General features: G+C 50.4%; 25 protein-coding genes. 18 read left to right on the top strand and 7 right to left on the bottom strand.

Annotated elements, in window-relative coordinates; translation table 11 throughout:
• The 3 genes from KK083_RS18490 to KK083_RS18500 all read left to right on the top strand — a co-directional run.
• The coding region (locus tag KK083_RS18490) for a hypothetical protein (protein WP_254165905.1) at positions 1-277 on the top strand (277 nt) is incomplete at its 5' end.
• A 54-nt stretch (positions 278-331) separates the two neighbouring features.
• Positions 332-793, top strand: a complete 462-nt coding sequence (locus KK083_RS18495; protein WP_254165907.1) for a DUF3299 domain-containing protein — start codon at positions 332-334, stop codon at positions 791-793.
• A 78-nt stretch (positions 794-871) separates the two neighbouring features.
• The gene (locus KK083_RS18500; protein WP_254165909.1) at positions 872-1,744 is read left to right on the top strand and encodes a nuclear transport factor 2 family protein; all 873 of its coding nucleotides are present in this window, start codon (positions 872-874) and stop codon (positions 1,742-1,744) included.
• A 40-nt stretch (positions 1,745-1,784) separates the two neighbouring features.
• Here KK083_RS18500 and KK083_RS18505 read toward each other — a convergent pair whose 3' ends face one another.
• Together KK083_RS18505 and KK083_RS18510 are read right to left on the bottom strand one after the other, a co-directional pair.
• The gene (locus KK083_RS18505; RefSeq protein ID WP_254165911.1) at positions 1,785-3,182 is read right to left on the bottom strand and encodes a M28 family peptidase; all 1,398 of its coding nucleotides are present in this window, start codon (positions 3,180-3,182) and stop codon (positions 1,785-1,787) included.
• Positions 3,179-3,607, bottom strand: coding sequence for a hypothetical protein (locus KK083_RS18510; protein ID WP_254165913.1), 429 nt, complete (start codon positions 3,605-3,607; stop codon positions 3,179-3,181). Before KK083_RS18510 ends, KK083_RS18505 begins: the two co-directional genes overlap by 4 nt.
• Before the next feature lie 140 nt (positions 3,608-3,747).
• Here KK083_RS18510 and sdaAA point away from each other — a divergent pair, with 140 nt between their 5' ends.
• Complete coding sequence (gene sdaAA, locus KK083_RS18515; RefSeq protein WP_254165923.1) at positions 3,748-4,653, top strand: L-serine ammonia-lyase, iron-sulfur-dependent, subunit alpha; 906 nt, start codon at positions 3,748-3,750, stop codon at positions 4,651-4,653.
• A 113-nt stretch (positions 4,654-4,766) separates the two neighbouring features.
• Here sdaAA and KK083_RS18520 read toward each other — a convergent pair whose 3' ends face one another.
• Positions 4,767-5,183, bottom strand: a complete 417-nt coding sequence (locus KK083_RS18520) for a hypothetical protein (protein WP_254165925.1) — start codon at positions 5,181-5,183, stop codon at positions 4,767-4,769.
• 81 nt (positions 5,184-5,264) lie between these two features.
• Positions 5,265-5,909: a uracil phosphoribosyltransferase gene (gene upp / locus KK083_RS18525; RefSeq protein WP_262899567.1), complete on the bottom strand. Its 645-nt coding sequence runs from the start codon at positions 5,907-5,909 to the stop codon at positions 5,265-5,267.
• 114 nt (positions 5,910-6,023) lie between these two features.
• Between upp and KK083_RS18530 the strand changes: the two genes are divergently transcribed.
• The 13 genes from KK083_RS18530 (at position 6,024) to atpC (ending at position 19,287) form a co-directional block, all read left to right on the top strand.
• Positions 6,024-6,935: a M20/M25/M40 family metallo-hydrolase gene (locus KK083_RS18530; RefSeq protein WP_254165927.1), complete on the top strand. Its 912-nt coding sequence runs from the start codon at positions 6,024-6,026 to the stop codon at positions 6,933-6,935.
• A gap of 56 nt (positions 6,936-6,991) precedes the next feature.
• On the top strand, positions 6,992-8,350 hold the full coding sequence (locus KK083_RS18535; protein WP_254165929.1) for a Gfo/Idh/MocA family oxidoreductase: 1,359 nt from the start codon (positions 6,992-6,994) through the stop codon (positions 8,348-8,350).
• Between the two features lie 65 nt (positions 8,351-8,415).
• On the top strand, positions 8,416-8,943 hold the full coding sequence (gene hpt, locus KK083_RS18540) for a hypoxanthine phosphoribosyltransferase (protein WP_254165931.1): 528 nt from the start codon (positions 8,416-8,418) through the stop codon (positions 8,941-8,943).
• Positions 8,944-9,016: 73 nt separating this feature from the next.
• Complete coding sequence (locus KK083_RS18545; RefSeq protein WP_254165933.1) at positions 9,017-9,598, top strand: adenylate kinase; 582 nt, start codon at positions 9,017-9,019, stop codon at positions 9,596-9,598.
• A 9-nt stretch (positions 9,599-9,607) separates the two neighbouring features.
• Positions 9,608-10,597 (top strand): GTPase ObgE, encoded by a 990-nt coding sequence (obgE, locus tag KK083_RS18550; RefSeq protein ID WP_254165935.1) that lies wholly within the window; start codon positions 9,608-9,610, stop codon positions 10,595-10,597.
• Positions 10,598-10,790: 193 nt separating this feature from the next.
• Positions 10,791-11,342 carry a nucleotide exchange factor GrpE gene (locus KK083_RS18555; protein ID WP_254165937.1) on the top strand — a complete coding sequence of 184 codons (552 nt, stop codon included), beginning with the start codon at positions 10,791-10,793 and terminating at the stop codon, positions 11,340-11,342.
• A gap of 32 nt (positions 11,343-11,374) precedes the next feature.
• Complete coding sequence (gene dnaJ / locus KK083_RS18560; protein WP_254165939.1) at positions 11,375-12,496, top strand: molecular chaperone DnaJ; 1,122 nt, start codon at positions 11,375-11,377, stop codon at positions 12,494-12,496.
• A 113-nt stretch (positions 12,497-12,609) separates the two neighbouring features.
• Complete coding sequence (locus KK083_RS18565; RefSeq protein ID WP_254165941.1) at positions 12,610-13,506, top strand: toast rack family protein; 897 nt, start codon at positions 12,610-12,612, stop codon at positions 13,504-13,506.
• A gap of 87 nt (positions 13,507-13,593) precedes the next feature.
• Positions 13,594-14,508 carry an ABC transporter ATP-binding protein gene (locus tag KK083_RS18570; RefSeq protein ID WP_254165949.1) on the top strand — a complete coding sequence of 305 codons (915 nt, stop codon included), beginning with the start codon at positions 13,594-13,596 and terminating at the stop codon, positions 14,506-14,508.
• On the top strand, positions 14,501-15,826 hold the full coding sequence (locus KK083_RS18575; protein ID WP_254165951.1) for an ABC transporter permease: 1,326 nt from the start codon (positions 14,501-14,503) through the stop codon (positions 15,824-15,826). Before KK083_RS18570 ends, KK083_RS18575 begins: the two co-directional genes overlap by 8 nt.
• A 144-nt stretch (positions 15,827-15,970) precedes the next feature.
• The gene (locus KK083_RS18580) at positions 15,971-17,188 is read left to right on the top strand and encodes a sensor histidine kinase (protein ID WP_254165953.1); all 1,218 of its coding nucleotides are present in this window, start codon (positions 15,971-15,973) and stop codon (positions 17,186-17,188) included.
• A 249-nt stretch (positions 17,189-17,437) separates the two neighbouring features.
• Complete coding sequence (gene atpD, locus KK083_RS18585) at positions 17,438-18,946, top strand: F0F1 ATP synthase subunit beta (protein WP_254165955.1); 1,509 nt, start codon at positions 17,438-17,440, stop codon at positions 18,944-18,946.
• A gap of 95 nt (positions 18,947-19,041) precedes the next feature.
• Entirely contained in the window at positions 19,042-19,287 is a 246-nt protein-coding gene (atpC, locus tag KK083_RS18590) for an ATP synthase F1 subunit epsilon (RefSeq protein ID WP_254165956.1), read from the top strand.
• A 76-nt stretch (positions 19,288-19,363) separates the two neighbouring features.
• On the opposite strand, the gene KK083_RS18595 is transcribed toward atpC, so the two are convergent.
• The 3 genes from KK083_RS18595 to KK083_RS18605 are packed head-to-tail and all read right to left on the bottom strand — an operon-like array spanning position 19,364 to position 20,963.
• Positions 19,364-19,924, bottom strand: a complete 561-nt coding sequence (locus KK083_RS18595; protein WP_254165958.1) for a hypothetical protein — start codon at positions 19,922-19,924, stop codon at positions 19,364-19,366.
• Between the two features lie 14 nt (positions 19,925-19,938).
• Positions 19,939-20,256 carry a DUF6787 family protein gene (locus KK083_RS18600; RefSeq protein WP_254165960.1) on the bottom strand — a complete coding sequence of 106 codons (318 nt, stop codon included), beginning with the start codon at positions 20,254-20,256 and terminating at the stop codon, positions 19,939-19,941.
• An 8-nt stretch (positions 20,257-20,264) separates the two neighbouring features.
• Positions 20,265-20,963 (bottom strand): RluA family pseudouridine synthase, encoded by a 699-nt coding sequence (locus KK083_RS18605; RefSeq protein ID WP_254165962.1) that lies wholly within the window; start codon positions 20,961-20,963, stop codon positions 20,265-20,267.
• A gap of 107 nt (positions 20,964-21,070) precedes the next feature.
• Here KK083_RS18605 and KK083_RS18610 point away from each other — a divergent pair, with 107 nt between their 5' ends.
• Positions 21,071-21,829 (top strand): coiled-coil domain-containing protein, encoded by a 759-nt coding sequence (locus KK083_RS18610; protein WP_254165964.1) that lies wholly within the window; start codon positions 21,071-21,073, stop codon positions 21,827-21,829.
• The last annotated feature ends 15 nt before the right edge of the window (positions 21,830-21,844 follow it).

Consider the following 21,844-nt stretch of genomic DNA (forward strand, 5'->3'; position numbering starts at 1 on the left):
TTTTTTCCCCCGCACCCCGCCATCCGCGATTGCGTCGTGTCTCGTGGGCTCGGAGAGGTGTAGAAGAGACAGCCATACGGCAGCCGTGGTAACATCCGATAGCTGGACCAGACCTTATAGCAGACAAAAGGCCGCCTACCCGCTGCCCTATATCCGCGAAGCGAAGTTCTGGCCTTCTGTAAGCCGCGTGGATAACGCTTACGGCGACAGAAACCTTGTCTGCAGCTGTCTTCCCATTGAAGAATACACCGGCAAACCCGAGCCGTTGTCTGTATAACTATAAAAGGATGACATCCTTCAAAAAGGATGTCATCCTTGAAATTCAATTACAATGAGAAAGCTTGCAGTACTGATATCGTGTGTCTTTTTATCCCTGGCGGTACACGCACAGAAGAATTCCTATAAAGGTTTTCCTTCCTTGGTCTGGCCGAAGCTTTATGACATTGAATTCGTGAAGTCCACTGACAAACTTGGCGAGTATGACAAGCCTGTGTTCAGCGCAGCCGCAAAATCGCTCAACGGCAAAACCGTCACATTACCCGGCTACATCGTTCCGTTCGAAAATGGTATGAAGAGCAGCCACCTCATGTTATCATCCATGCCGCTCAACGCCTGTTTCTTCTGCGGTGTGGGTGGCCCCGAATCGGTGATTGAGGTCTTTTTAACGAAAGAGATCGCTTACACAGATAAACCCATGGAGGTAAAAGGTGTGCTGAAGCTCAACGACAAAGATCCCGACAAGATGATCTATATCCTCGAAAAAGCCGAGATCACCGGTCCCGCCGAGTTATAAATACCTTCAACAAGGTGATGTTATTGTGTCGGCGTTGTTAGTTCCTTTGCCAGGATTTTACATAACACTCAAACCGATATGAAGTACGTTCTGAAAACCTGTATGTTCCTGTTACTGGGCATTGGCGTCTGTCATGCACAGGAGTTTTCAGATAAGGACCTGCAAAGCCTTGTCGAGGCAGAACGCACCTTCAGCCAGATGGCGAAAGAAAAAAATACCCGCGATGCCTTTATCACTTTTTTCAATGATGATGTGATCACCTCCGCTCCTGGTAAGGGCCCGATCAAAGGTAAAAAACACCTGGAAGAACAAGCTCCGAATGAAACCTGGCTGTATTGGTACCCCGTGTACTCAGACATTGCCGCCTCCGGCGATTTCGGATACAACACCGGGCCGTGGGAGTTCAGACCCAAGCGCACGGATGAAACGCCGGTGGCCTTTGGCGAGTTTGTCAGCATCTGGAAAAAGAATGCCCAGGGAGAATGGAAGGTAGCCGTTGACATCGGCATCTCGCACAAAGCACCGAAAACCACGCCGTCGTTAACAACCTCTGCCATCAAATTAAAGCCTTCGAAGCGCGTATCAAAAACGGGAAAAGATGAATTGCTGAAAGTTGAACAGAAGTTTATCAGCGACCTGGCCCAAAAAGGAAATGCTGCCTATGAGAAACAACTTTCTAACGAAGCACGACTCTATCGCGCAGGCCGGGAACCCATTACAACCAGCGCCGAAGTGCAACAATTTCTCCGCACGCAACAATCAAAAGTAACATACACTTTCGTGGATGGAGAGGCAGCATCATCCAATGACCTCGCCTATGTCTACGGTAAAGCCTCCGTGGAGCTTGTTGTGGATGGCGTCACCAAAACCAGGCAATGCAGCTACATGCGTTTCTGGAAGAAAGAAGACGGCAAACACTGGAAGATCGTACTCGACCTGCTCTCCGACTGATCTTCTCGAAGCCAGCAGCTCACAACTCAAAACTATTCCACTACTCCAGCCCCATCTGATCGATCAGGTAGGTCAGGGCAGCCATGGCGGCAGCACCCAGCTCCAGCTCGCGTTTGTTCACCTTGTCGAAAGTGTCTTCCACCGTGTGGTGATAAGAGAAGTACCGCTGTGAATCCGGGAGATAGCCGATGAGCGGAACATTCAGGTTGGCCAGCGGGCCAATGTCGGCGCCACCACCTTCCTGGTCGAAGTCTGTGAGTCCGTAGGGCTCGAGCCAGGGTTTCCAGCTTCTGATCTTTGCTTTCACATTTTCAGGTGCGCTCATGGTGAAACCTCTCGGTGTAAATCCGCCGCGGTCAGACTCCATGGCCGCAATGTGTTTTTGTTTTTTACCACCTTTCAGTGCCTGTGCCTTCTCGGCCTGCTTTGCATATTCCGTGCCGCCGCGCAAACCATTCTCCTCGTTCATGTACATCACCGCGCGGATGGTGCGTTTGGGTTTGTAGCCCAGCACTTTGAAAAGTCTCAATACTTCAATTGCCTGCACACAGCCGGCGCCATCGTCATGCGCACCCTGCCCCAGGTCCCACGAATCGAGATGGCCGCTCACCACAATGATCTCGTCAGGGTGCGTGCTTCCTTTTATTTCTCCGATCACGTTAAAGGAAGGCGCATCGTCAAGCGTTACACAGTGTGTTTCGAGATACAACTGCAGGTCTTTTTCTTCTTTCAGCAATCTGCTGAGCAGCTCCGCGTCTTTGGTGCTGATGGCTACTGCCGGAATTTTAGGAATGTTGGGAGCGTAACGCAGTCCCCCGGTATGAGGATAAGCTTCGATGCCGGAGCCCATAGACCGCACGATAGCACCCACGGCACCGTACTTCGCTGCTTCAGACGGTCCCGCAGCACGCTGATCTACGGCGCCCATATACGCTGAGAATGTATTGATACGGGTGGCATCGAAGGCCCTGTTGAAGAACACGATCTTGCCCTGCACCCGCGTACCCAGCTGCCTGAGCTCTTCGAAATTCTTTACCTCCACGATGCCTGCGGTAACACCCGAAGGTCCCGTTCCAACGGCACCGCCCAGCGCACACACTGAAAGTTCGAGGGTGCCCTGCTTTTTCGAGTTGATGACCCTGGCGATCTCCTGCTGTCCCCGTACCCAGTGCGGCACCATCACCGGCTGCAGCCAGACCGAGTCGACAAAATCTTCCATGGTATGACGCGACCACTCCACCGCGGCGGCGGCTCCGGGTGAGCCACTCAACCGGGCACCGATGCGCGTGGCAAGATATTCGAGCATGGAGTACGATTGCCCCTGCGTGAGCTCAAGGTCATACAGCGATTTGATGGTACCTTCATATTGCGATGAAGATTGGGCGCAGACTGAAAGACTGGAAGTTAAGACCAGCGCATACAGGAAGATTCTTTTCATGGTATCAGCGAAGCGGATTTTAAAATGTAAATATGATGATCGGGATCACGGTCGTTGAGGAACAGAACGCCTTCCATGACTATCTGTTTTGTAGTGAATTTGATGCTCTGCTGGATCTCCGTTTCCACCACCGTCTCAGGCCCTGCTGCTCCGCAGAAATAGCAGATGTTAAAAGGCAGGGCAGACAACATGAACTTTCCCTTGCCTCCTGTTTCCTCCAGCGGTATCATATATCCTTTCAACCTGACCTTTTTGCCTTGAAAAGACTTCAGGTATTTGCTGAAGACCGGCCTTTCCACACTATAACCGTTCTTGTCGGTCTCGTTCACAAAGTGTACTTCCGCCAGCACATGCCAGAAGTTCTGCGGCTGGCCGGAAGCGTGGGCAAACCAAAAGAAGAGTGCGGGCAGAAGCAGATTTTTCATGAAGCTTCAATAATAGCGATAAGGTTTTTGGCTGCGATCAGGTGAACTAAATATTTTATTCAATCGTTTGAACTGAAGCAAAAAGCTTGTTTGGAATATTTTAATGATCGTACTTCGCCCCTGTAAATCACTGAATTGTTATGGCCTTTCTGTTTGAATCGTTCGAGGATTGGAAAACCTACTGCCAGGAAAAGAACTTGTCGCTGTCGGCGGTGGTGATCGAGTATGAGCGCGAACAAAAGAACCGCACCGAAGCTGAGATCTGGGATGGCCTTGCCAAAGCCTGGGACGTGATGAAAGACGCTGTGCGCACGGGCCTTGAAGAAGACATGACCTCGCGCTCGGGTATGATCAACAACGGCGCAAAAAAAGTATTTCGTTATCCCACCCCGGTGTTGTCAAAAGAATTCCAGCAGCTGATCGCCAGGGCGCTGGCAGCCAAGGAAGTGAACTCCTGCATGGGACGGATCGTAGCCGCACCGACGGCAGGCGCCAGTGGAATCATGCCAGGTGTGCTTTACACGCTTCAGGATATTCACAAGATCGATGACCGTAAAATTCTCGAAGCCATGCTGATCTCCGCGGGCATTGCGTTGATCATGGAGCAGAAAGCTTCCATTGCAGGTGCTGTAGGCGGATGCCAGGCAGAGACCGGAACAGCCGCCGCCATGGGTTCGGGCGCCATCGTTCACTGCCTCGGCGGCAACACAGACCAGGTTTTTAATGCAGTGGCCATCACCGTGCAGTGTATGCTCGGCCTGGTGTGCGATCCCGTGGCGGGCCTGGTAGAAGTTCCTTGTGTGGTACGCAACGCCAGCGCTGCCGCCATTGCCAACAGCTCGGCACAAATAGCCCTCGCCGATGTGAGCAGCGTGATCCCCGTAGACGAAGTGATCGAAGCCATGGGAGAGATCGGCGCCAGCATGGAAACCCGTTATAAAGAAACTGCACTGGGTGGTCTCGCCGCGACGAAAACAGGTCAGGCCATCGCCAAAAAAGTACTGATCAGAGACATCGAAGTACTACCTGACGAAACAACACAGTAAAAAATCCAGGTTCCCGCAGATGCCGCAGTCCCGATAGCTATCGGGATACGCAGAAGCCTTTATTAAGTATGATCTGCGTTAATCAGCATGATCAGCGGGAAATGCATTTAAACTCACCCTGGTTTGATAAAATCAGGCAGCACCTCGTTGCCGAAAAAATAAATGGCCACGCTGAAAACCACTGACCAGACGGCCGCGCTGATGAACATATAAAAAATGATCTTTTCCTTGGGGCTTCCCGAGCTCACGGCCAGTAATGTACCTCCGATAGGTGTAAGAATGAGGGGAGTCAGGAACGCGACACCCGGCAGGCCATACTTCTTCCAGATGGCAGCAAAGCGCTGATTACTGGCAGCCGACCTGTTCTTTTTTTTGATAAACCTGTTGAGCACTTTTTCACGAAGCCAGTTTCCTGAATAGGTAAACAGGAACACCACCGTCATCATACCAAACACCGTAGTGAGAATAGTGGTAACAAGGTTCAACCCGGCAGCATATCCACCCGTGGGCCCGAGTATGAACTTGAGCATACAGAAAAAATAAATTGGTATCGCTTTGAGGATCTCTTCCCACATAAAAGTTCGTTAAAGCCAAACAAGACTTTTTACTTCTCAGAGTTTTGTTCCATAACTCAGATCACCTGCATCACCCAATCCCGGCACAATGTAATACTGGTCGTTCAGCTTCTCATCCACGGCACAGGTCCAGAGCGAGAACGGGAGCATGAGATGTTTCTTCAGGTAAGCAATGCCCTCCGGCGCCGCTACCAGTGAAACAATATGCAGGTGATAAGGTTTCCCGTTCCGCAAAATAGCGCTGACGCTGTCTGCAACTGACCGACCGGTGGCCAGCATCGGATCGATCAGGATCACGGTCTTACCTTCCAGTGAAGTAGTCGCAACATACTCCAGTTTTATTGTCAGGTGATTTTCATCTTCTTTCCTGAAAGCGCCGATAAATCCACTGTCGGCCTGATCAAAAAAATTCATGAATCCCTGAAAGAACGGGAGGCCTGCACGAAGAATGGTGATCATTACCGGCTGTTCCTTTAAAATGTTAATACGGCTTTTACCCAGTGGTGTAACAGCTTCGTGCGATGAATAGGTTAGTTTTTTTGACAGCTCGTACGCCATGATCTCTCCCAGCCTTTCCATGTTCTTTCTGAAGCGCATACGGTCTTGCTGCATACCGGCATCCCGCAATTGTAGCAGGAACTGGTTGGCGATCGTATCCTGGTCGTTGAGTATAAAGATCATGCAGTATCGTTTTTATAATAGAATTTTAATAAAGATAAAAAGAACCCCCTGCCGCAATCAAATTTTCGAAACATTGTTTGCATCAATAAGCGCAAAAAACAAGATTGCGCCGGTATGGAATTATTGAAACAGCTTTGCGAGATCCATGCGCCTTCCGGCGAAGAGTATCGCATGAAAGATTTTTTACTGAAATACATTCAGAAAGAAAAAAAACACTGGAAAGTGAAACCCGAGATCTATCACGGAGACGATTTCCAGGATTGTATCGTGCTGGCGTTTGGGAAACCACGCACGGCTGTGTTCGCGCACATAGACAGCATCGGATTCACGGTCCGTTATTTCAACCAACTATTGCCGGTAGGAAGCCCCGATGCCGAAACAGGCACCATGCTTGTTGGCGAAGACTCGCTGGGACCTATCGAGTGTGAGCTCGACTTCGACAAAGACAATCACGCATTTTATAAATTCGGAAGGCAGATCGAACGCGGCACAACCCTCACTTACAAGATCGATTTTCGCGAAGACAGATCCTTCATCCAAACACCTTACCTCGATAACCGCCTCGGTGTTTACATAGCGCTGAAGCTCGCCGAAACCCTGCAAGACGGTGTGATCGCCTTCAGTTGCTGGGAAGAGCATGGCGGAGGCTCCGTTCCTTACCTGGCCAAATTCATCTACGAAAAATGGCAGGTGAAACAAGCCCTCGTCTCGGACATCACCTGGGTTTCAGATGGTGTCGAGCACGGCAAGGGTGTTGCCATCTCCATGCGCGACCGCAATCTTCCCCGAAGACTTTTTGTGAACCGCATCATCGAGATCGCCAGGAAAAGAAAGGTCGACTTCCAGCTCGAAGTAGAAGGTATGGGCTCCAGCGATGGCCGCGAGCTGCAGCTGTCGCCTTATCCGATCGACTGGTGCTTCGTAGGCGCACCGCAGCACGGCGCACACACCCCCGATGAGAAAGTGCACAAGAAGGATATCAAAAGTATGCTGGAGCTCTACACCTGGCTGATGAAAGACCTCTGAGCCTGATACGCCTTCTTCTTAAATTGTGATTCAACGTCCTTAAAACCGTAAGCAACATGAAACCATCACGCAGATCGTTCCTCAAAACAACCGCCATGGCCGGTGCCGGTATTTCCATCATACCCTCCGGCGTTCTCTTCTCCAAAGACAAAGATCCCAAAGTGAAGCTCGGATTCATCGGCGTGGGCCTGCGCGGGCAAAGTCACCTGGAGCTTGCCCTGAGAAGAAGCGATACCGAAGTGGTGGCGATATGCGATGTACAGCAACGTATGATCGACATGAGCAAAGAGCTTGTGAAAAAATCAGGAAAGCCGATGCCGCAGATCATCATGGATGGACCTTACGGATACAAGAAGCTGCTGGAGAACAAGGATATCGATGCTGTGGTGATCGCCACTCCATGGGAATGGCACACCGTGATGTGTCTCGACTCCATGAACGCGGGAAAATATACAGCCTGCGAAGTGATCACCGGCATGACCGTGGAAGAATGCTGGCAGCTGGTGCATACCTCCGAGCGTACACGCAAGCCGTTGATGATGCTGGAGAATGTCTGCTACCGCCGCGATGTGATGGCTGTGCTGAACATGGTAAGACAAAATGTATTCGGTGAGATCATCCACCTGCAGGGCGGCTACCAGCACGATCTGCGCGAAGTGAAATTCAACGACGGCAACAAAGCTTACGGAGGCGGCGCCGAGTTCGGAGAGAAAGCGTTCTCCGAAGCACAGTGGCGCACACTGCACTCCGTAAACCGCAACGGAGACCTCTATCCTACCCATGGCATCGGGCCCATCGCCTCCATGATCAACATCAACCGCGGCAACCGTTTCACCGAGCTCGTTTCTTTTTCCACCAAAGCACGCGGCCTTCACAACTACGTGGTGAAAACCGCGGGCGAAGATCACCCCAACGCCAAAGTCAACTTCAAGCTCGGCGACATCGTCACCACCATGATCAAGTGCGCCAATGAAGAAACTATTTTACTGCAGCACGACACCAATCTTCCGCGGCCCTATTCGCTGGGCTTCCGCGTGCAGGGAACGAAGGGAATATGGATGGATGTGAATAAATCCATTTACGTTGAAGGCGAGAGCAAGGAAGCGCATCGCTGGGAAGACGCGAAGGCGTGGCTTGACAAGTACGATCACCCGCTCTGGAAAAAATACGGTAACGATGCTGCCGGCGCCGGCCATGGTGGCATGGATTGGTTTGTGCTGAACGCCTTCGTCGAAGCCGTGAAAAGGAAAGCGCCCACACCACAGGATGTCTACGATGCCGTGACCTGGAGCGTGATCACACCGCTGTCTGAGACCTCCATCCGGCTGGGCGGCGAAACTGTTGACTTTCCTGACTTCACGCAAGGCCAATGGATGTACAGGAAGAATGATTTCGCGTTGGACGACACGTATTGAAATTTCTGTTATTTTTGCGGCCCTGTCTGCCTGAAAGGCGGGCAGCATTAAAGTAAAAGGCGTCTATGAAGATCAGGGATCTGGAATTTCGGGAATTCATCAGCGAGCCTGAGACCTTGCGGAAAGTTCAATCGTTGGCAGAGCTGATCAGCAGGGACTATCAGGACAACCCGCCTGTATTTCTGCCGGTTCTCAATGGATCGTTCATATTTGCCGCCGACCTCATCAAAAGGATCACCATACCCTGCCGTGTTTCTTTTGTGAAAGTTTCCTCTTACGAGGGAACCAGCAGTTCGGGGCAGCTGAAGTCATTGATCGGTGTAGATGAAAGTCTTTTCAACCAGGATGTCGTTATCGTTGAAGACATCGTTGACACAGGCTTCACGCTACTGAAGCTTGTAGACGAGCTGAAAGGTCTGGGCGTGAGGTCTGTTGAAGTAGTGACCCTGTTGCGCAAGAGGCCGGCACGCGAAAAGAACATCAACGTCAGGTACGTTGGCTTTGATATAGACAATGAATTTGTGCTTGGCTATGGCCTCGATTACGATGGCCTGGGCCGGAACTACAAGGAGATCTATAAGGCAGACCTTTAAAAACCATGCATTGTAACCGTCATTTATTTATCTTCGTCAGCTTAACCAACAAAACCATTAACGCTATCACCCGATGATCAACCTCATTCTCTTTGGCCCTCCCGGTGCGGGCAAAGGCACACAAAGCCCGAAGCTTATTGAAAAATATTCTCTCATCCATATTTCCACCGGAGACCTTTTTCGCAAACATCTCAAGGAAGGAACACCGCTTGGCAAGCTCGCACAGGAGTTCATGAACAAAGGGAACCTCGTTCCTGATCAGCTCGTGATCGATATGGTTGATGAAAAGATCAGCGAGAGCGGAAATTCACAGGGTACCATTTTCGACGGTTTTCCCAGAACCATTCCGCAGGCAGAAGCGCTTGACAAGTTCCTCGCCAAAAAGAATGCGCCCATTAAGGTGCTCATCGAGCTGGTGGTTCCTGAGCCGGAGCTCCGGAAGCGGCTGGCCGAACGTGCGCTGAAAGAGAATCGGCCCGACGACGCAAAACCCGAAGTGATCGATAACCGCATCGCTGTATACAAAGCAGAAACAGTGGCCGTGGCGGAATATTACAAGCAGAAAAACAAATATGCATCCGTGATCGGCGTGGGAAATGTTGAAGAGATCTTTCAGAATATCTGCAGGGAGATTGATAAGAGTTTGTTGCTGTAACAGATAAGCGTGGCATCCCCTAATTTTATCGACTATGTGAAATTCCATTCCCGTTCCGGCCGCGGAGGCGCGGGATGTCTGCACTTTCACCGTGAAAAATTCATTCAGAAAGGTGGTCCTGACGGCGGCAATGGCGGCAGGGGCGGCCATGTGATCCTGAGAGGCAATGCCCAGCTTTGGACACTGCTGCACCTCAAGTACCGGAAGCACGTGATCGCCAGCAGCGGCGTACCCGGCGAAGCTGCGAACATGACCGGCGCCGATGGCAAAGACGAGATCCTGGAAGTGCCGCTGGGCACCGTAGCCCGGCGCGCCGAAACAGATGAAGTGCTGTGCGAGATCAATGAAGACGGCCAGGAGTTTATTCTCACACCGGGCGGACGTGGAGGAAAAGGGAACACCTTCTTCGCTACCTCCACCAACCAGGCGCCTCAATACGCGCAACCCGGCGAACCCGGCATTGAGGAGTGGATCATCCTCGAATTAAAGCTGCTGGCTGATGTAGGCCTCGTTGGCTTTCCCAATGCCGGCAAATCCACCTTACTTTCAGTGGTATCGGCTGCCAAGCCCAAGATCGCTGACTATGCATTCACCACGCTGACCCCTAACCTTGGCGTGGTCTCCTACCGCGACGACCGTTCCTTCGTTATGGCCGATATTCCCGGCATCATTGAAGGCGCAGCTGAAGGAAAAGGCCTGGGCATCCGTTTCCTTCGACATATCGAGCGAAATTCCCTGCTGCTGTTCCTGATCCCCGCCGATTCCAACGACATCAGAAAAGAATACGAGATCTTGCTGAACGAGCTGAGAAAATACAACCCGGAGCTATTGGATAAAAGACGACTGCTGGCTGTGTCAAAATCAGATATGCTGGACGACGAGCTGAAGGCTGAGCTCATGCGCGAGCTACCCGAAGAGCTGCCTTCGGTTTTTATCTCTGCGGTCACTAACCAGGGCCTGACCGAGCTCAAGGACCTGATCTGGAAAAATCTTCATTGATCAGCATTGGGATCCCGATAGCGATCGGGGCATCAGGCATTGGGGAAATATCAGAACTTTTTACAATCGATCGGAATTAATTTCCTAATGCCTGATAATTAATGCCTAATTGTACGTCAAAGTGGCACAAAAAGGGTATTTGGCAGAGTTATTGACAACTTGCGGTTTTTACTGGTAAACATTTAAGGCAACCATGGATAATACACAGATCAAGGAAGAGCTGGAGAACAAGGAAATGGTCTCTGAAAATACAGCCGCTTCGGCCGCTGCAGGCCAGCCGGCGGAGCAGCCGCAGCCGGATGAGGCAGGCAAACTGAAAGAAGAAGTTGCTTCGGCGAAAGACAAATACATCAGGTTATATTCCGAGTTTGAAAATTTCAGAAGGAGAACCGCCAAGGAAAAGCTCGAGATGGTGCAGTCTGCCAATGAGCAGCTCATCAAGGCCCTCCTGCCCGTAGCCGATGATTTTGAACGTGCCGAAAAATCCTTCAGGGAAAAAAATGACAAAGACGCTGAAGGATTCTTTTTGATCCAGAACAAGTTCAGGAAGGTGCTCGAGCTTTACGGCGTGAAGCCCATGGATGTTCAGTCCGGCTCAAGCTTCAATACCGACATGCACGAGGCCATCACGCAGATCCCGGCGCCGGACGAGTCACTGAAAGGAAAAATAGTTGACGTTGTAGAAAAAGGTTATTTGTTGAACGATAAAGTTGTACGCTTTGCCAAAGTGGTTGTGGGCAGCTGATGCCCCGTAACCAGCACATACGATCCACACACATGAGCACAAAAAGAGATTATTACGAGATACTGGGAGTAAACAAAACGGCCACACCCGAAGAGATCAAAAAGGCCTACCGGAAAGTGGCTATTCAGTTCCATCCCGATAAAAATCCCGGCAATAAAGAAGCGGAGGAAAAATTCAAGGAAGCAGCCGAAGCATATGAGATCCTGAGCGATGCAGAAAAACGCGCGCAGTACGACAGGTTCGGCCATGCACGCCAGGGGGCAGGCAGCTACGGCGGCCACACCATGAACATGGAAGATATCTTCAGCCAGTTTGGAGATATTTTCGGTGGCGGCAGCCCGTTCGACAGTTTCTTTGGAGGCGGCACCCGCAGTGGCGGAAGACGTCAGCGCAAGGGCTCCAACCTCCGGATCAAGCTCAAGCTCACGCTCGAAGAGATCGCTCATGGCGTGGAGAAAAAAATTAAAGTGCACCGGCTTACCCGGGCCGAAGGTGTGACATTTAAAACCTGCCCCACCTGCCAGGGATCTGGCCAGATCCGCAAAGTGGTGAACACCATGCTCGGTCAGATGGTATCTGCAACTACCTGCTCTGCATGCGACGGCTCAGGACAGATCGTTGATAAAAGACCTGCCGGCGTCGACAGCTCCGGCCTCGTATCGAAAGAGGAAGTGATCAACGTTAAGATCCCTGCCGGTGTAGCCGATGGCATGCAGCTTTCCATGAGCGGAAAAGGTAACGAAGCGCCCGGTGGAGGCGTTGCCGGCGACCTGCTCATTTTGGTGGAAGAGCAGGAAGACAAGCAGCTGAAACGCGATGGCAATAACCTGATCTATGACCTTTACATCAGCTTTATCGATGCCGCCCTCGGTACTACCGTGGAAGTGCCCTCTGTAGGCGGAAGGGTAAAGATCAAAATAGATCCCGGAACGCAGAGCGGAAAAGTGCTCCGCCTCCGTGGAAAGGGCCTGAAAGACATTCAGGGATACGAAACCGGAGACCAGCTGATCTATGTCAACGTCTGGACCCCCAAGAAGCTCACTCCAGAAGAGCGCGCCAAGCTGGAAAGCCTGCGGACGTCGCCTAACTTCGAACCGAGCCCCGATGCCAATGAAAAAGGCTTTTTTGAACGCATGAAGGAGTTCTTCAACTAAAACCTTTTTGCCGGCTGTTACGTATAAGTCCTACCGGAGGAGTTTTTTCTTTATTTTCTAGAGATAACCTTACACTTCGTAACTAAAAAGTAGCAGCTACGTAAATATTCAGCATGCAGAAGAGTTTTTGGTTAACCGTTTGCGGAATTGCGCTGGTGGGTGGAGCGATGGGACAGATCAAGAAGCAATTCACCGTGGAGAACACCCAGGCCTGCGAGAATATTAAGCTCCATTTGAGGGCTAATAGTGGTAATTGCTATATAAAACCCAGCCAGAATACTGAGATCCTCAATGTTTTCAGCAACCAGGACGAATCGTCCTACTCTCATAACTACCGTAAAGATATCCATGGAAAGACCTGCGAGGTCTATCTGAACCTGGAAGAAACCCAGACAGAAGGTATCGGTCAATCCATTTCCACTAAGATGTTCGGCAATACCGAAACCTCTTCCGCCAACCGGCTCTGGAAGATGTACCTCACGGATACCAAGCCGTACCTGCTGGAGCTTAACTATGGTATGGGCAATGCCCATGTAGACCTTTCCGGCCTGGCCATCAAAAAACTGAAGATCAGCACCGGCAGTGCAGACGTGAACGTGGGTTATATGTCGATGGAAAACCAGGTGGATATGGACACGTTCTCTGTGAAGGTAGACCTGGGCTCCCTGAACGTTAAAAATCTCAACCTTTCGCGCACCAAGTGTATGGTGGCTGATGTCGGTTTCGGCAACATGATGCTTGATTTCAGCAATACCCCCCTGATCACCAACAAGATCAAGGGAAGTGTAGGCGCCGGAAACCTGGTCATCATCCTGCCTTCCACGCAAACGCCCGTACTTGTCAAGATCCAGGATTCATGGCTCTGCAGCGTAAAAATGCCTGGAACCCTGAAAAAAGTAGGTGAAAATACCTTCGCTACTGCCTCCTACAGCAAAGACGCTAAAAACGCGCTGATCTTCGACCTCGATGTTTCTATGGGAAGCATCATTTTTAAAGAGGCCGGTCACTGATCCCTTTATTTCTCCCGATTTAAAATCACATCCTTGTAATTTCCGGGTTGCGGCGATACACTAATTTGCGGTATAAACGTAAACCCAGTGGAAGCATTACTAGCGAAAGACGTTACCAAGCGGTACACGAACCACACCGCCCTGGATAAAGTAAACCTGACGATCCCAGACAACAAGATCTTCGGCTTGCTCGGACCTAACGGTGCCGGCAAAACCACCTTCATCCGCATCATCAACCAGATCATCGCTGCCGATAGCGGCCAGATCAGCATCTTCGGCGAAAGCCTTCAGCCAAAGCACATCGGCAGCATCGGCTACCTGCCCGAAGAAAGAGGACTTTACAAAAAGTTGAAGGTAGGCGAACAGCTGATCTACCTCGCACGCCTGAAAGGCCTTTCGTACAAGGACGCAAGCGACAGAAGTAAAGTATGGATGCGGAAATTCGAGATCACCGACTGGTGGAACAAAAAAGTTGAGGACCTCAGCAAAGGTATGGCGCAGAAGGTGCAGTTCATCAGCACCGTGATGCACGAGCCACGGCTGATCATTCTCGACGAGCCGTTCTCAGGATTCGATCCGGTCAATGCACAACTGATCACGCAGGAGATCCTCGAGTTGAAAGAGAAAGGATCCACCATCATCTTCTCCACCCACCGCATGGAGACCGTGGAAGACCTTTGCGACCACATTGCCATGATAGACCGGTCGAAGACCATTCTCGAAGGCTCCAAAAAACAGGTAAAAGATGCTTATCGCAACAACACCTATGTGGTTGACCACCGGGGAACCTTCAGCCTTCCCGGCCAGCAATATGAGCTTACGAGCCAGAAGAGCATAGAAGAAGACCATTACCGCTCGGTGATCCGCATTACGGGTGATGCCACCGCGAACCAGCTGATCAGGGATCTGATCACGGTAACCGAGATCCACAACTTCAATGAAAAAATACCTACCATGAGCGAAATATTTATAACCCTGGTGAAAGGAGGAAATCATGAATAAGATATGGTTGATATTCCAGCGCGAGTTCCTCAACCGCGTGCAGAAAAAATCTTTCCTCATTGCCACCATCCTGATCCCGCTGGTCTTTCCGCTCATCATTGGCGTTATGATCTATGTGGCCGTTGAGCAGGAAAAGAGCGCCGGGGTACAGACCGTTGAAGTGCTCGATAAAAGTGGCAAGATCCAGCTTCAAAGCAACGACCGCTACAATTACGTTATCAAATCAGGCGAGCTGGACGATGCAAAAAATGCTTTCAGTAAATCGAAGAGCTTCGCCTTACTGTACATTCCACCCTTTGATCTTGCGAAGCCGGAAGGCATAACCTTATACACGAAAGAAAATCCCAGTATCCGCAAGATCGAAGAGCTTGAAGGCGTGCTCGAAACCAAGATCCACGACCTGAAGCTGGAGCAGTTCAACATCGACAAGGAGATCCTGAAGGGACTGAAAACCAACATAAGTCTGAACAACGTAAACCTGAGCGAATCGGGTGAGGAGAAAGAGAGCAACATCGGCATTCTCTACGGACTCGGTTTTTTCCTCGGCATCCTGATCTATATGTTCGTGCTCATCTACGGCATGCAGATCATGCTCGGCGTGATCGAAGAGAAAACGAGCAAGATCGTTGAGGTCATCGTCTCGTCCGTGAAACCGTTCCAGCTCATGATGGGCAAGATCCTGGGTATCGCGGCGGTAGGCCTGCTGCAGTTCACCATCTGGGTGATCCTGATCACTGTGCTCTCCACGGGCACCCTGGCACTGTTTGGATTGAAGATGCCGCAGCAACAGGCGATGGAGCAGGTAAGCAAACAAATGCAGCAGAACGAAGAAGTGGCACAGGAGATGCAGAACAGCAAGGTGGCGAAGCTGCTGAATTCAGCAGACCAGATTCCATTTGCCTCCATCATTTTCAACTTCGCGTTTTATTTCCTGGGCGGCTATTTACTGTATGGCGCATTGTTCGCGGCGGTAGGCTCTGCTGTAGATTCGCAGCAGGAGGCGCAGCAGTTCACTTTCCCGCTCACGCTTCCACTCATCATCGGTTATTTTGGATTGTTCATGTTCATCCTCAACGACCCCAATAGCCCGGCAAGCTTCTGGTTCTCGATAATCCCGTTCACATCGCCGGTGGCCATGGTCGGGCGCCTGGCATTCGGTGTTCCGCTCTGGCAGCTAATCCTCTCACAGGTGCTGCTGATAGGCGGTTTCATTTTCACCACCTGGATCGCCGCCAGGATCTACCGCGTGGGCATCCTCATGCACGGCTCCAAAGTGAATTACAAGGTGCTGGTAAAGTGGTTTATGCAGAAAGGCTAATCAGTAGACAATTGACAACAGGCAGTTGACAAGGCTGTAGCTCGTAATCGCATTTTTAATTGACAATGGCGTGGACTTCGGTTCAACCATTGTCAATTGTCTTTTTGTCAACTGTCAACTTTTTTTTACTACTTTTCCCAGCCAATGGCTAAGAAATCCGCGATACCCACTACTGATTTTTATCAGAACAATCCCAAGCTGAAGTGGGTGGTGCTGGCCGTTTCTTTCCTGATCAGCGTCGGCTCCATTTACTACACCAATGTGCTGGTAGATCAGCTGAAGCAAAGGGAACGGCAGCAGGTGCAGCTCTTTGCCAGGGCCATTGAATACACCCTTAACGAAAGCCTCAACAGCAACATCCTTTTTGTTTCGGAAGAGATCATCAACAAGAACAACTCGGTGCCAACGATCCTTGTGGATGAGAACGAAAAAGTGATGCACTTCCGCAACCTCGACATCGATTCAACACGTTCGGCGAAAGCCATCGACCTTCAGCTGAAACGCGAGCTGCAGTCCATGGCCGATACCTACGACCCTATCATCATCCCGCTGAAAGATCCCAACACCGACGAAGTGTTCGGCACTCAGAAAGTGTACTATAAAAATTCGTGGCTGCTCACACAACTCATTGCCTATCCTTACATCCAGCTTTCGGTGATTGCCATCTTCGGATTCATCAGCTACCTGGCCTTCAACTATTCGAAGGCTGCGGAGCAGAACCGTGTGTGGGTTGGCCTCGCCAAGGAAACAGCACACCAGCTTGGCACGCCCCTCTCTTCGCTCATGGCCTGGGTTGAAGTGATCCGTGAAGACCCGGAGATGAAGCAGAAAGGCATCATCGAAGAGCTTGAAAAAGATGTTCAGAAGCTGAAGATCGTGACCGAACGTTTTTCCAGCATCGGCTCTGCGCCCACGCTGAAAAAAGAAAATGTGGTAAGCCTCATCAACAACGTGGTGAGCTACCTGAGGCCTCGGGTGTCATCGAAGATCCGCATGGACATCTTTACATTGTCTGACAACATCCAGGTAATGGCCCACGCGCCGCTGTTTGAATGGGTGATCGAAAATCTCTGCAAGAACGGCGTGGATGCCATGGGCAGCTCGGGTACCATCGCCATCAAAATACTGCGGGGCAGCGAGGGCAAGGTGTTTATAGACGTGAGCGATACCGGCAAGGGCATTCCACGGTCAAAGATCGATATGGTGTTCAGGCCTGGATTTACCACCAAGCTGCGCGGCTGGGGGCTGGGGCTGACGCTGGCCAAACGTATTATCGAAACCTATCACAACGGCAAAATTTTCGTAAAATCGTCGGAAGAGAATCAGGGAACCACTTTCCGGATCGCGCTGGACGCCGCCTGATTCCAGGGATACCGGCGGGTTTCAGGGATGGTCCGCTTAAAAATTAAAAGAACTGTCGCCCGGCAGGAGTTATCAATAAAAAAAAGCCGGTTTTTTTTGAAAAAATTCAAGGCTAACGGACGTCATCCCCCTGACCTCGTATCCCCAAAAACTGCCGGAATAATTCCGAAATCACCCTTTGTACTTCGTACTTATCTGCATACTTTTGCGGTCGAATTTTCTGGACCTTAATCTCATAAACACATAACAATGGCAAATATTGGAAAGATCACCCAGGTAATTGGCCCTGTAGTAGACGTAGCCTTTGATGGCGAAGGAGCAAAATTACCCAATATCCTCGATTCTCTGGAGGTAACGAAAGCGGACGGAACCAAAGTGGTACTGGAGTGCCAGCAACACCTTGGCGAAGACCGTGTACGGACCATCTCCATGGAGGGTACTGAAGGGCTGGTTCGCGGAATGAAAGTGACCGACACCGGGTCGCCCATTAAAATGCCTATCGGAGATGATATTAAGGGACGTCTTTTCAACGTGATCGGTGAAGCCATTGACGGCATTAAACAACCCAAAGGCGCCCAGTCGCTTCCGATCCACAGGAATGCACCCGCTTTCGAAGACCTTTCAACTTCAACTGAAGTTCTCTATACAGGTATCAAAGTAATCGACCTCATCGAACCTTATTCAAAAGGTGGTAAGATCGGATTGTTCGGTGGTGCCGGTGTGGGTAAGACCGTATTGATCCAGGAGCTCATCAACAACATCGCGAAAGCATACTCCGGTCTTTCAGTATTTGCCGGTGTAGGCGAAAGAACACGTGAAGGAAATGACCTGCTGCGCGAGATGATCGAAGCCGGTATCGTAAACTATGGCGAAGACTTCCTGAAGTCGCTGCACGCAGGCGGATGGGACCTGAGCAAAGTAAATGAGAACGACCTGAAAGAATCGAAAGCAACCTTTGTGTTCGGACAGATGAACGAGCCTCCGGGAGCACGTGCACGTGTTGCCCTGTCTGGACTTACTGTTGCTGAATATTTCCGCGATGGCGACGGAAAAGGAAAAGGCCGCGACATTCTCTTCTTCATCGACAATATCTTCCGCTTCACACAGGCCGGTTCAGAAGTATCGGCGCTGTTGGGACGTATGCCTTCTGCCGTAGGTTATCAGCCTACCCTGGCCACTGAAATGGGTGCCATGCAGGAAAGGATCACGTCTACAAAGAATGGTTCGATCACTTCCGTACAGGCGGTATACGTGCCTGCTGACGACTTGACTGACCCTGCTCCGGCAACAACCTTCGCTCACCTTGACGCTACAACCGTATTGAGCCGTAAGATCTCCGAGCTTGGAATTTATCCGGCGGTAGATCCTTTGGATTCAACATCACGGATCCTCCGTCCTGAGATCGTGGGCGAAGAGCACTACAACTGCGCACAGCGTGTGAAGAACATCCTTCAGCGTTACAAAGAATTGCAAGATATCATCGCCATCCTCGGTATGGACGAATTGTCTGACGAAGATAAGCTGGTGGTAACGCGCGCAAGACGTGTACAGCGCTTCCTGTCACAACCTTTCCACGTGGCTGAAGCTTTCACAGGTCTGAAAGGGGTGCTCGTTGACATTAAAGACACCATCAAGGGCTTCAACGCCATTATGGATGGACAATATGACCACCTGCCTGAAATGGCCTTTAACCTCGTAGGCAGCATTGAACAGGCTGTTGAGAAAGGTGAAAAGATGCTGGCAGAAGCAAGGGGATAATTTGGTTTAAAGTTTCAGGTTACAAGTTCAAAGTTGAGGACTTGTCTAACGTAAACTTTAAGCTGCAAACTTTAAACTTTAAACTGAGCGAGTTTATGCATCTAGAAATATTAACGCCGGAGAAAAAGGTGTTTGAAGGAAATGTGAGCATTGCTACGTTTCCTGGCACTGACGGTTCGTTCCAGGTGATGGACCACCACGCACCCCTGATCAGCTTGCTGAAAGAAGGTGTTGTGGAATACAAATCCAAGGACACAAAAGAGAGCCTCAACATCACCGGCGGTGTGGTGGAAGTATTGAAGAACAAGGTGATCTTGCTGGCCGACGGTATCGTAGGCTGATCTTCGCCACCAGCGATATAAAAAAGAAAACCCCGGAACGAAGCCGGGGTTTTTTATTGTCATTTTTTCAGCGCAACTATTGTTCGGCGATCCACTTGACGAAGAAGACCACGCCGATCACCAGCGCCACTACGCTCAGCACCCAGAACACGGAGTTCACACCACCAAAGAAACTCAGCGTTAACGCCACGGCACCAAAGATGATGGCCATTTTAAGGTTATAATCGAGGGCCTTGGTATCTGCCCTTGAAGCGCCGTGGTCACCAGACTTCTTTGCCTTCATGTATTTCTTAACCTCGGTTTTCAGCGCTTTTCTGAATTCTTTTTTTTCAGCTTTTGTGAGGTCTGTATATTTCTTCCCTGCGGCGACCTTCTCCATAACCGGAGCTGTACTTTTCACCGGAGCCGGGGCATCATTTGTCGCGCTGGCAACAACGGTTTCTTCTTCAAGGATCAACGGACTTTCTCCGGTTTCAGGGGTTGCCTGCAGCGTATTGGCAGCGAGCTCGGTCTTCTCCGCCTGCGCTTTCTTTTTGCCGCTATTGTAGTCGTAATGGTCGAAGTAATAGGAATATTTGGGCGCAGAACATGCCGCCAGCAACAGCACGCTGGCCAGGAGCGTAATAAAGTTTTTCATACTGATTCTGATGGTTATTTGTGACGTCTGAACACGGAAAAAAATCGTTCCATAAACCTTTTCTCGAAGGCCCAGAAGAACGCAAACTGTCCAAATAAAAAACCATACCCGAGTAATAGTATGTTATAGAGGGGAAGGATGAAAATGTAGTACAAGACGGTGGCAAGCGTGGAGTTGCCTTCTTCGCCGGCGAGCCAGTTCAGCAATGGCTTTTTCAGGAACAATACGGTGAAGCCCGTGCAGGCAAACACAACCAGGATCACCACCACCTGCCAAACATTCTTAACATTCCAGCGTTGCCTAAGTTTTTCAATCCAGGAAGGGTTTTCCATAACACCGTCTATTCATTGATCAGGTTTGAAAAATACTTCCAATATTCTGTTTCAGGAAGCGGGGCTTCAAACTGCACGGATTCTTTTTTTACGGGATGAACAAACGCCAGCTTACGGGCATGCAGGCAGATGCTTCCATCCAGGTTGGCTTCGGCGAAACCGTACTTGACGTCGCCTTTGATCGGGCAGCCCATGGTGGCAAGCTGCACCCTGATCTGGTGCGGGCGTCCTGTTACCGGATTCACTTCCAGCAGAAAATGACCCTGATTGTATCCCAGCACCTGGTAGCGCAGCTCTGAGCGTAGGGCACCCGGTGTTTCGCGCAGGTATGCCGTGGTCTTGTTCTTTTTCTCGTCTTTCAGCAGCCAGTGTATCAGAACATCCTGATCATGAGGCGGTTTGTTTTTAATTACCGCCCAATACGTTTTCCTGGTTTCCTTTTCGCGAAAAAGCTCATTCATCCGTTCAAGGGCTTTGGATGTGCGGGCAAAAACCACAATACCGCTCACAGGACGGTCAATACGGTGCACAACACCTAAAAAGACCGCTCCGGGCTTGTTGTATTTTTCCTTGATGTAGCTTTTACACAGCTCTACCAGCGGAATATCGCCCGTTACGTCGCCCTGGACGAGAATTCCGGAAGATTTGTTCACCACCAACAAATGGTTGTCTTCATAGATCACGACAAAATCTTTCCCGGTTTTCACGCAAAAATTAATACAACAATGATACTTCAGAACCTTTTATAAAAAGACAAAACAGTTAATTTTAAATTCCTTAAACCTTACTTTTGTTTTTCTAACTTACGCATTCTATGCCTGCACGACTTACCCTACCTTTCTCTCTGTTTGTAGTTATCCTGTTATCGGCCTGTGGCTCAAAAGAAGAAAATGAGCGCCTGCGGGTAGAGAACGATTCGCTGAGGAACGAGCTCGAGACACGTCATGAAATGGTAGGCGTTATGCGCGACGTAAAAGGTTTGATCGACTCGATCGATGCAAGCCGCCACCTGCTTCGCACCGATCTGCATGAAGGCATGAGCTACAACACTTTCTCCGAGCGCCTGAAAGGCATTAACGACTACGTTAAGAAAACGGAGGCCAAGCTAAAGACCGTTGAAAAAGAGCTGCGCTCGTCGAACAAGAAGGTCAATTCATACCTGTTGATGATGGATGCGCTCAAAAGCGAACTGGAGATCCGTGTGCAGGAAGTGAACTCACTCGAAGCCGCTGTTGCGCAGTATAAAGCCGAGAACAAAGGGCTGCTGGAAACTGTCAAGCTCCAGCAAACCGAGATGGCCGAAATGCAAACCAAGATCACCGCCAAGCAGGAAGAGCTGAAGCTGCTGGAAGCCAAAGTGGGTGAGATGGTCGATAACTTCAAGGTAAGCGAAGCCGAAGCATTCTACGCCAGGGCCAAAGCGGTGGAAGAAGCTGCGAACAGAACCAGGCTGGCACCACGTAAGAAAAAGGAAACCTACAAAGAAGCCCTGGAGCTCTACAAAAAGTCGCTTTCGCTGGGCAAGAAAGAAGCAAGGGCAGACATCACCAAGCTGGAAAAGAAGATCAAATAACCTACACCTCAAATA

This window comes from Chryseosolibacter histidinae (assembly GCF_018598225.1).
Lineage (GTDB): Bacteria > Bacteroidota > Bacteroidia > Cytophagales > Cyclobacteriaceae > Chryseosolibacter > Chryseosolibacter histidini.

Excerpts from the sequence above, each read along its gene's own strand:
- KK083_RS18495 (WP_254165907.1), top strand. The coding sequence starts at position 332 with ATGAGAAAGCTTGCAGTACTGATATCGTGTGTCTTTTTATCCCTGGCG.
- KK083_RS18500 (WP_254165909.1), top strand. The coding sequence starts at position 872 with ATGAAGTACGTTCTGAAAACCTGTATGTTCCTGTTACTGGGCATTGGC.
- KK083_RS18505 (WP_254165911.1), bottom strand. The coding sequence starts at position 3,182 with ATGAAAAGAATCTTCCTGTATGCGCTGGTCTTAACTTCCAGTCTTTCA.
- KK083_RS18510 (WP_254165913.1), bottom strand. The coding sequence starts at position 3,607 with ATGAAAAATCTGCTTCTGCCCGCACTCTTCTTTTGGTTTGCCCACGCT.
- sdaAA (WP_254165923.1), top strand. The coding sequence starts at position 3,748 with ATGGCCTTTCTGTTTGAATCGTTCGAGGATTGGAAAACCTACTGCCAG.
- KK083_RS18520 (WP_254165925.1), bottom strand. The coding sequence starts at position 5,183 with ATGCTCAAGTTCATACTCGGGCCCACGGGTGGATATGCTGCCGGGTTG.
- upp (WP_262899567.1), bottom strand. The coding sequence starts at position 5,909 with ATGATCTTTATACTCAACGACCAGGATACGATCGCCAACCAGTTCCTG.
- KK083_RS18530 (WP_254165927.1), top strand. The coding sequence starts at position 6,024 with ATGGAATTATTGAAACAGCTTTGCGAGATCCATGCGCCTTCCGGCGAA.
- KK083_RS18535 (WP_254165929.1), top strand. The coding sequence starts at position 6,992 with ATGAAACCATCACGCAGATCGTTCCTCAAAACAACCGCCATGGCCGGT.
- hpt (WP_254165931.1), top strand. The coding sequence starts at position 8,416 with ATGAAGATCAGGGATCTGGAATTTCGGGAATTCATCAGCGAGCCTGAG.
- KK083_RS18545 (WP_254165933.1), top strand. The coding sequence starts at position 9,017 with ATGATCAACCTCATTCTCTTTGGCCCTCCCGGTGCGGGCAAAGGCACA.
- KK083_RS18555 (WP_254165937.1), top strand. The coding sequence starts at position 10,791 with ATGGATAATACACAGATCAAGGAAGAGCTGGAGAACAAGGAAATGGTC.
- dnaJ (WP_254165939.1), top strand. The coding sequence starts at position 11,375 with ATGAGCACAAAAAGAGATTATTACGAGATACTGGGAGTAAACAAAACG.
- KK083_RS18565 (WP_254165941.1), top strand. The coding sequence starts at position 12,610 with ATGCAGAAGAGTTTTTGGTTAACCGTTTGCGGAATTGCGCTGGTGGGT.
- KK083_RS18575 (WP_254165951.1), top strand. The coding sequence starts at position 14,501 with ATGAATAAGATATGGTTGATATTCCAGCGCGAGTTCCTCAACCGCGTG.
- KK083_RS18580 (WP_254165953.1), top strand. The coding sequence starts at position 15,971 with ATGGCTAAGAAATCCGCGATACCCACTACTGATTTTTATCAGAACAAT.
- atpD (WP_254165955.1), top strand. The coding sequence starts at position 17,438 with ATGGCAAATATTGGAAAGATCACCCAGGTAATTGGCCCTGTAGTAGAC.
- atpC (WP_254165956.1), top strand. The coding sequence starts at position 19,042 with ATGCATCTAGAAATATTAACGCCGGAGAAAAAGGTGTTTGAAGGAAAT.
- KK083_RS18595 (WP_254165958.1), bottom strand. The coding sequence starts at position 19,924 with ATGAAAAACTTTATTACGCTCCTGGCCAGCGTGCTGTTGCTGGCGGCA.
- KK083_RS18600 (WP_254165960.1), bottom strand. The coding sequence starts at position 20,256 with ATGGAAAACCCTTCCTGGATTGAAAAACTTAGGCAACGCTGGAATGTT.
- KK083_RS18610 (WP_254165964.1), top strand. The coding sequence starts at position 21,071 with ATGCCTGCACGACTTACCCTACCTTTCTCTCTGTTTGTAGTTATCCTG.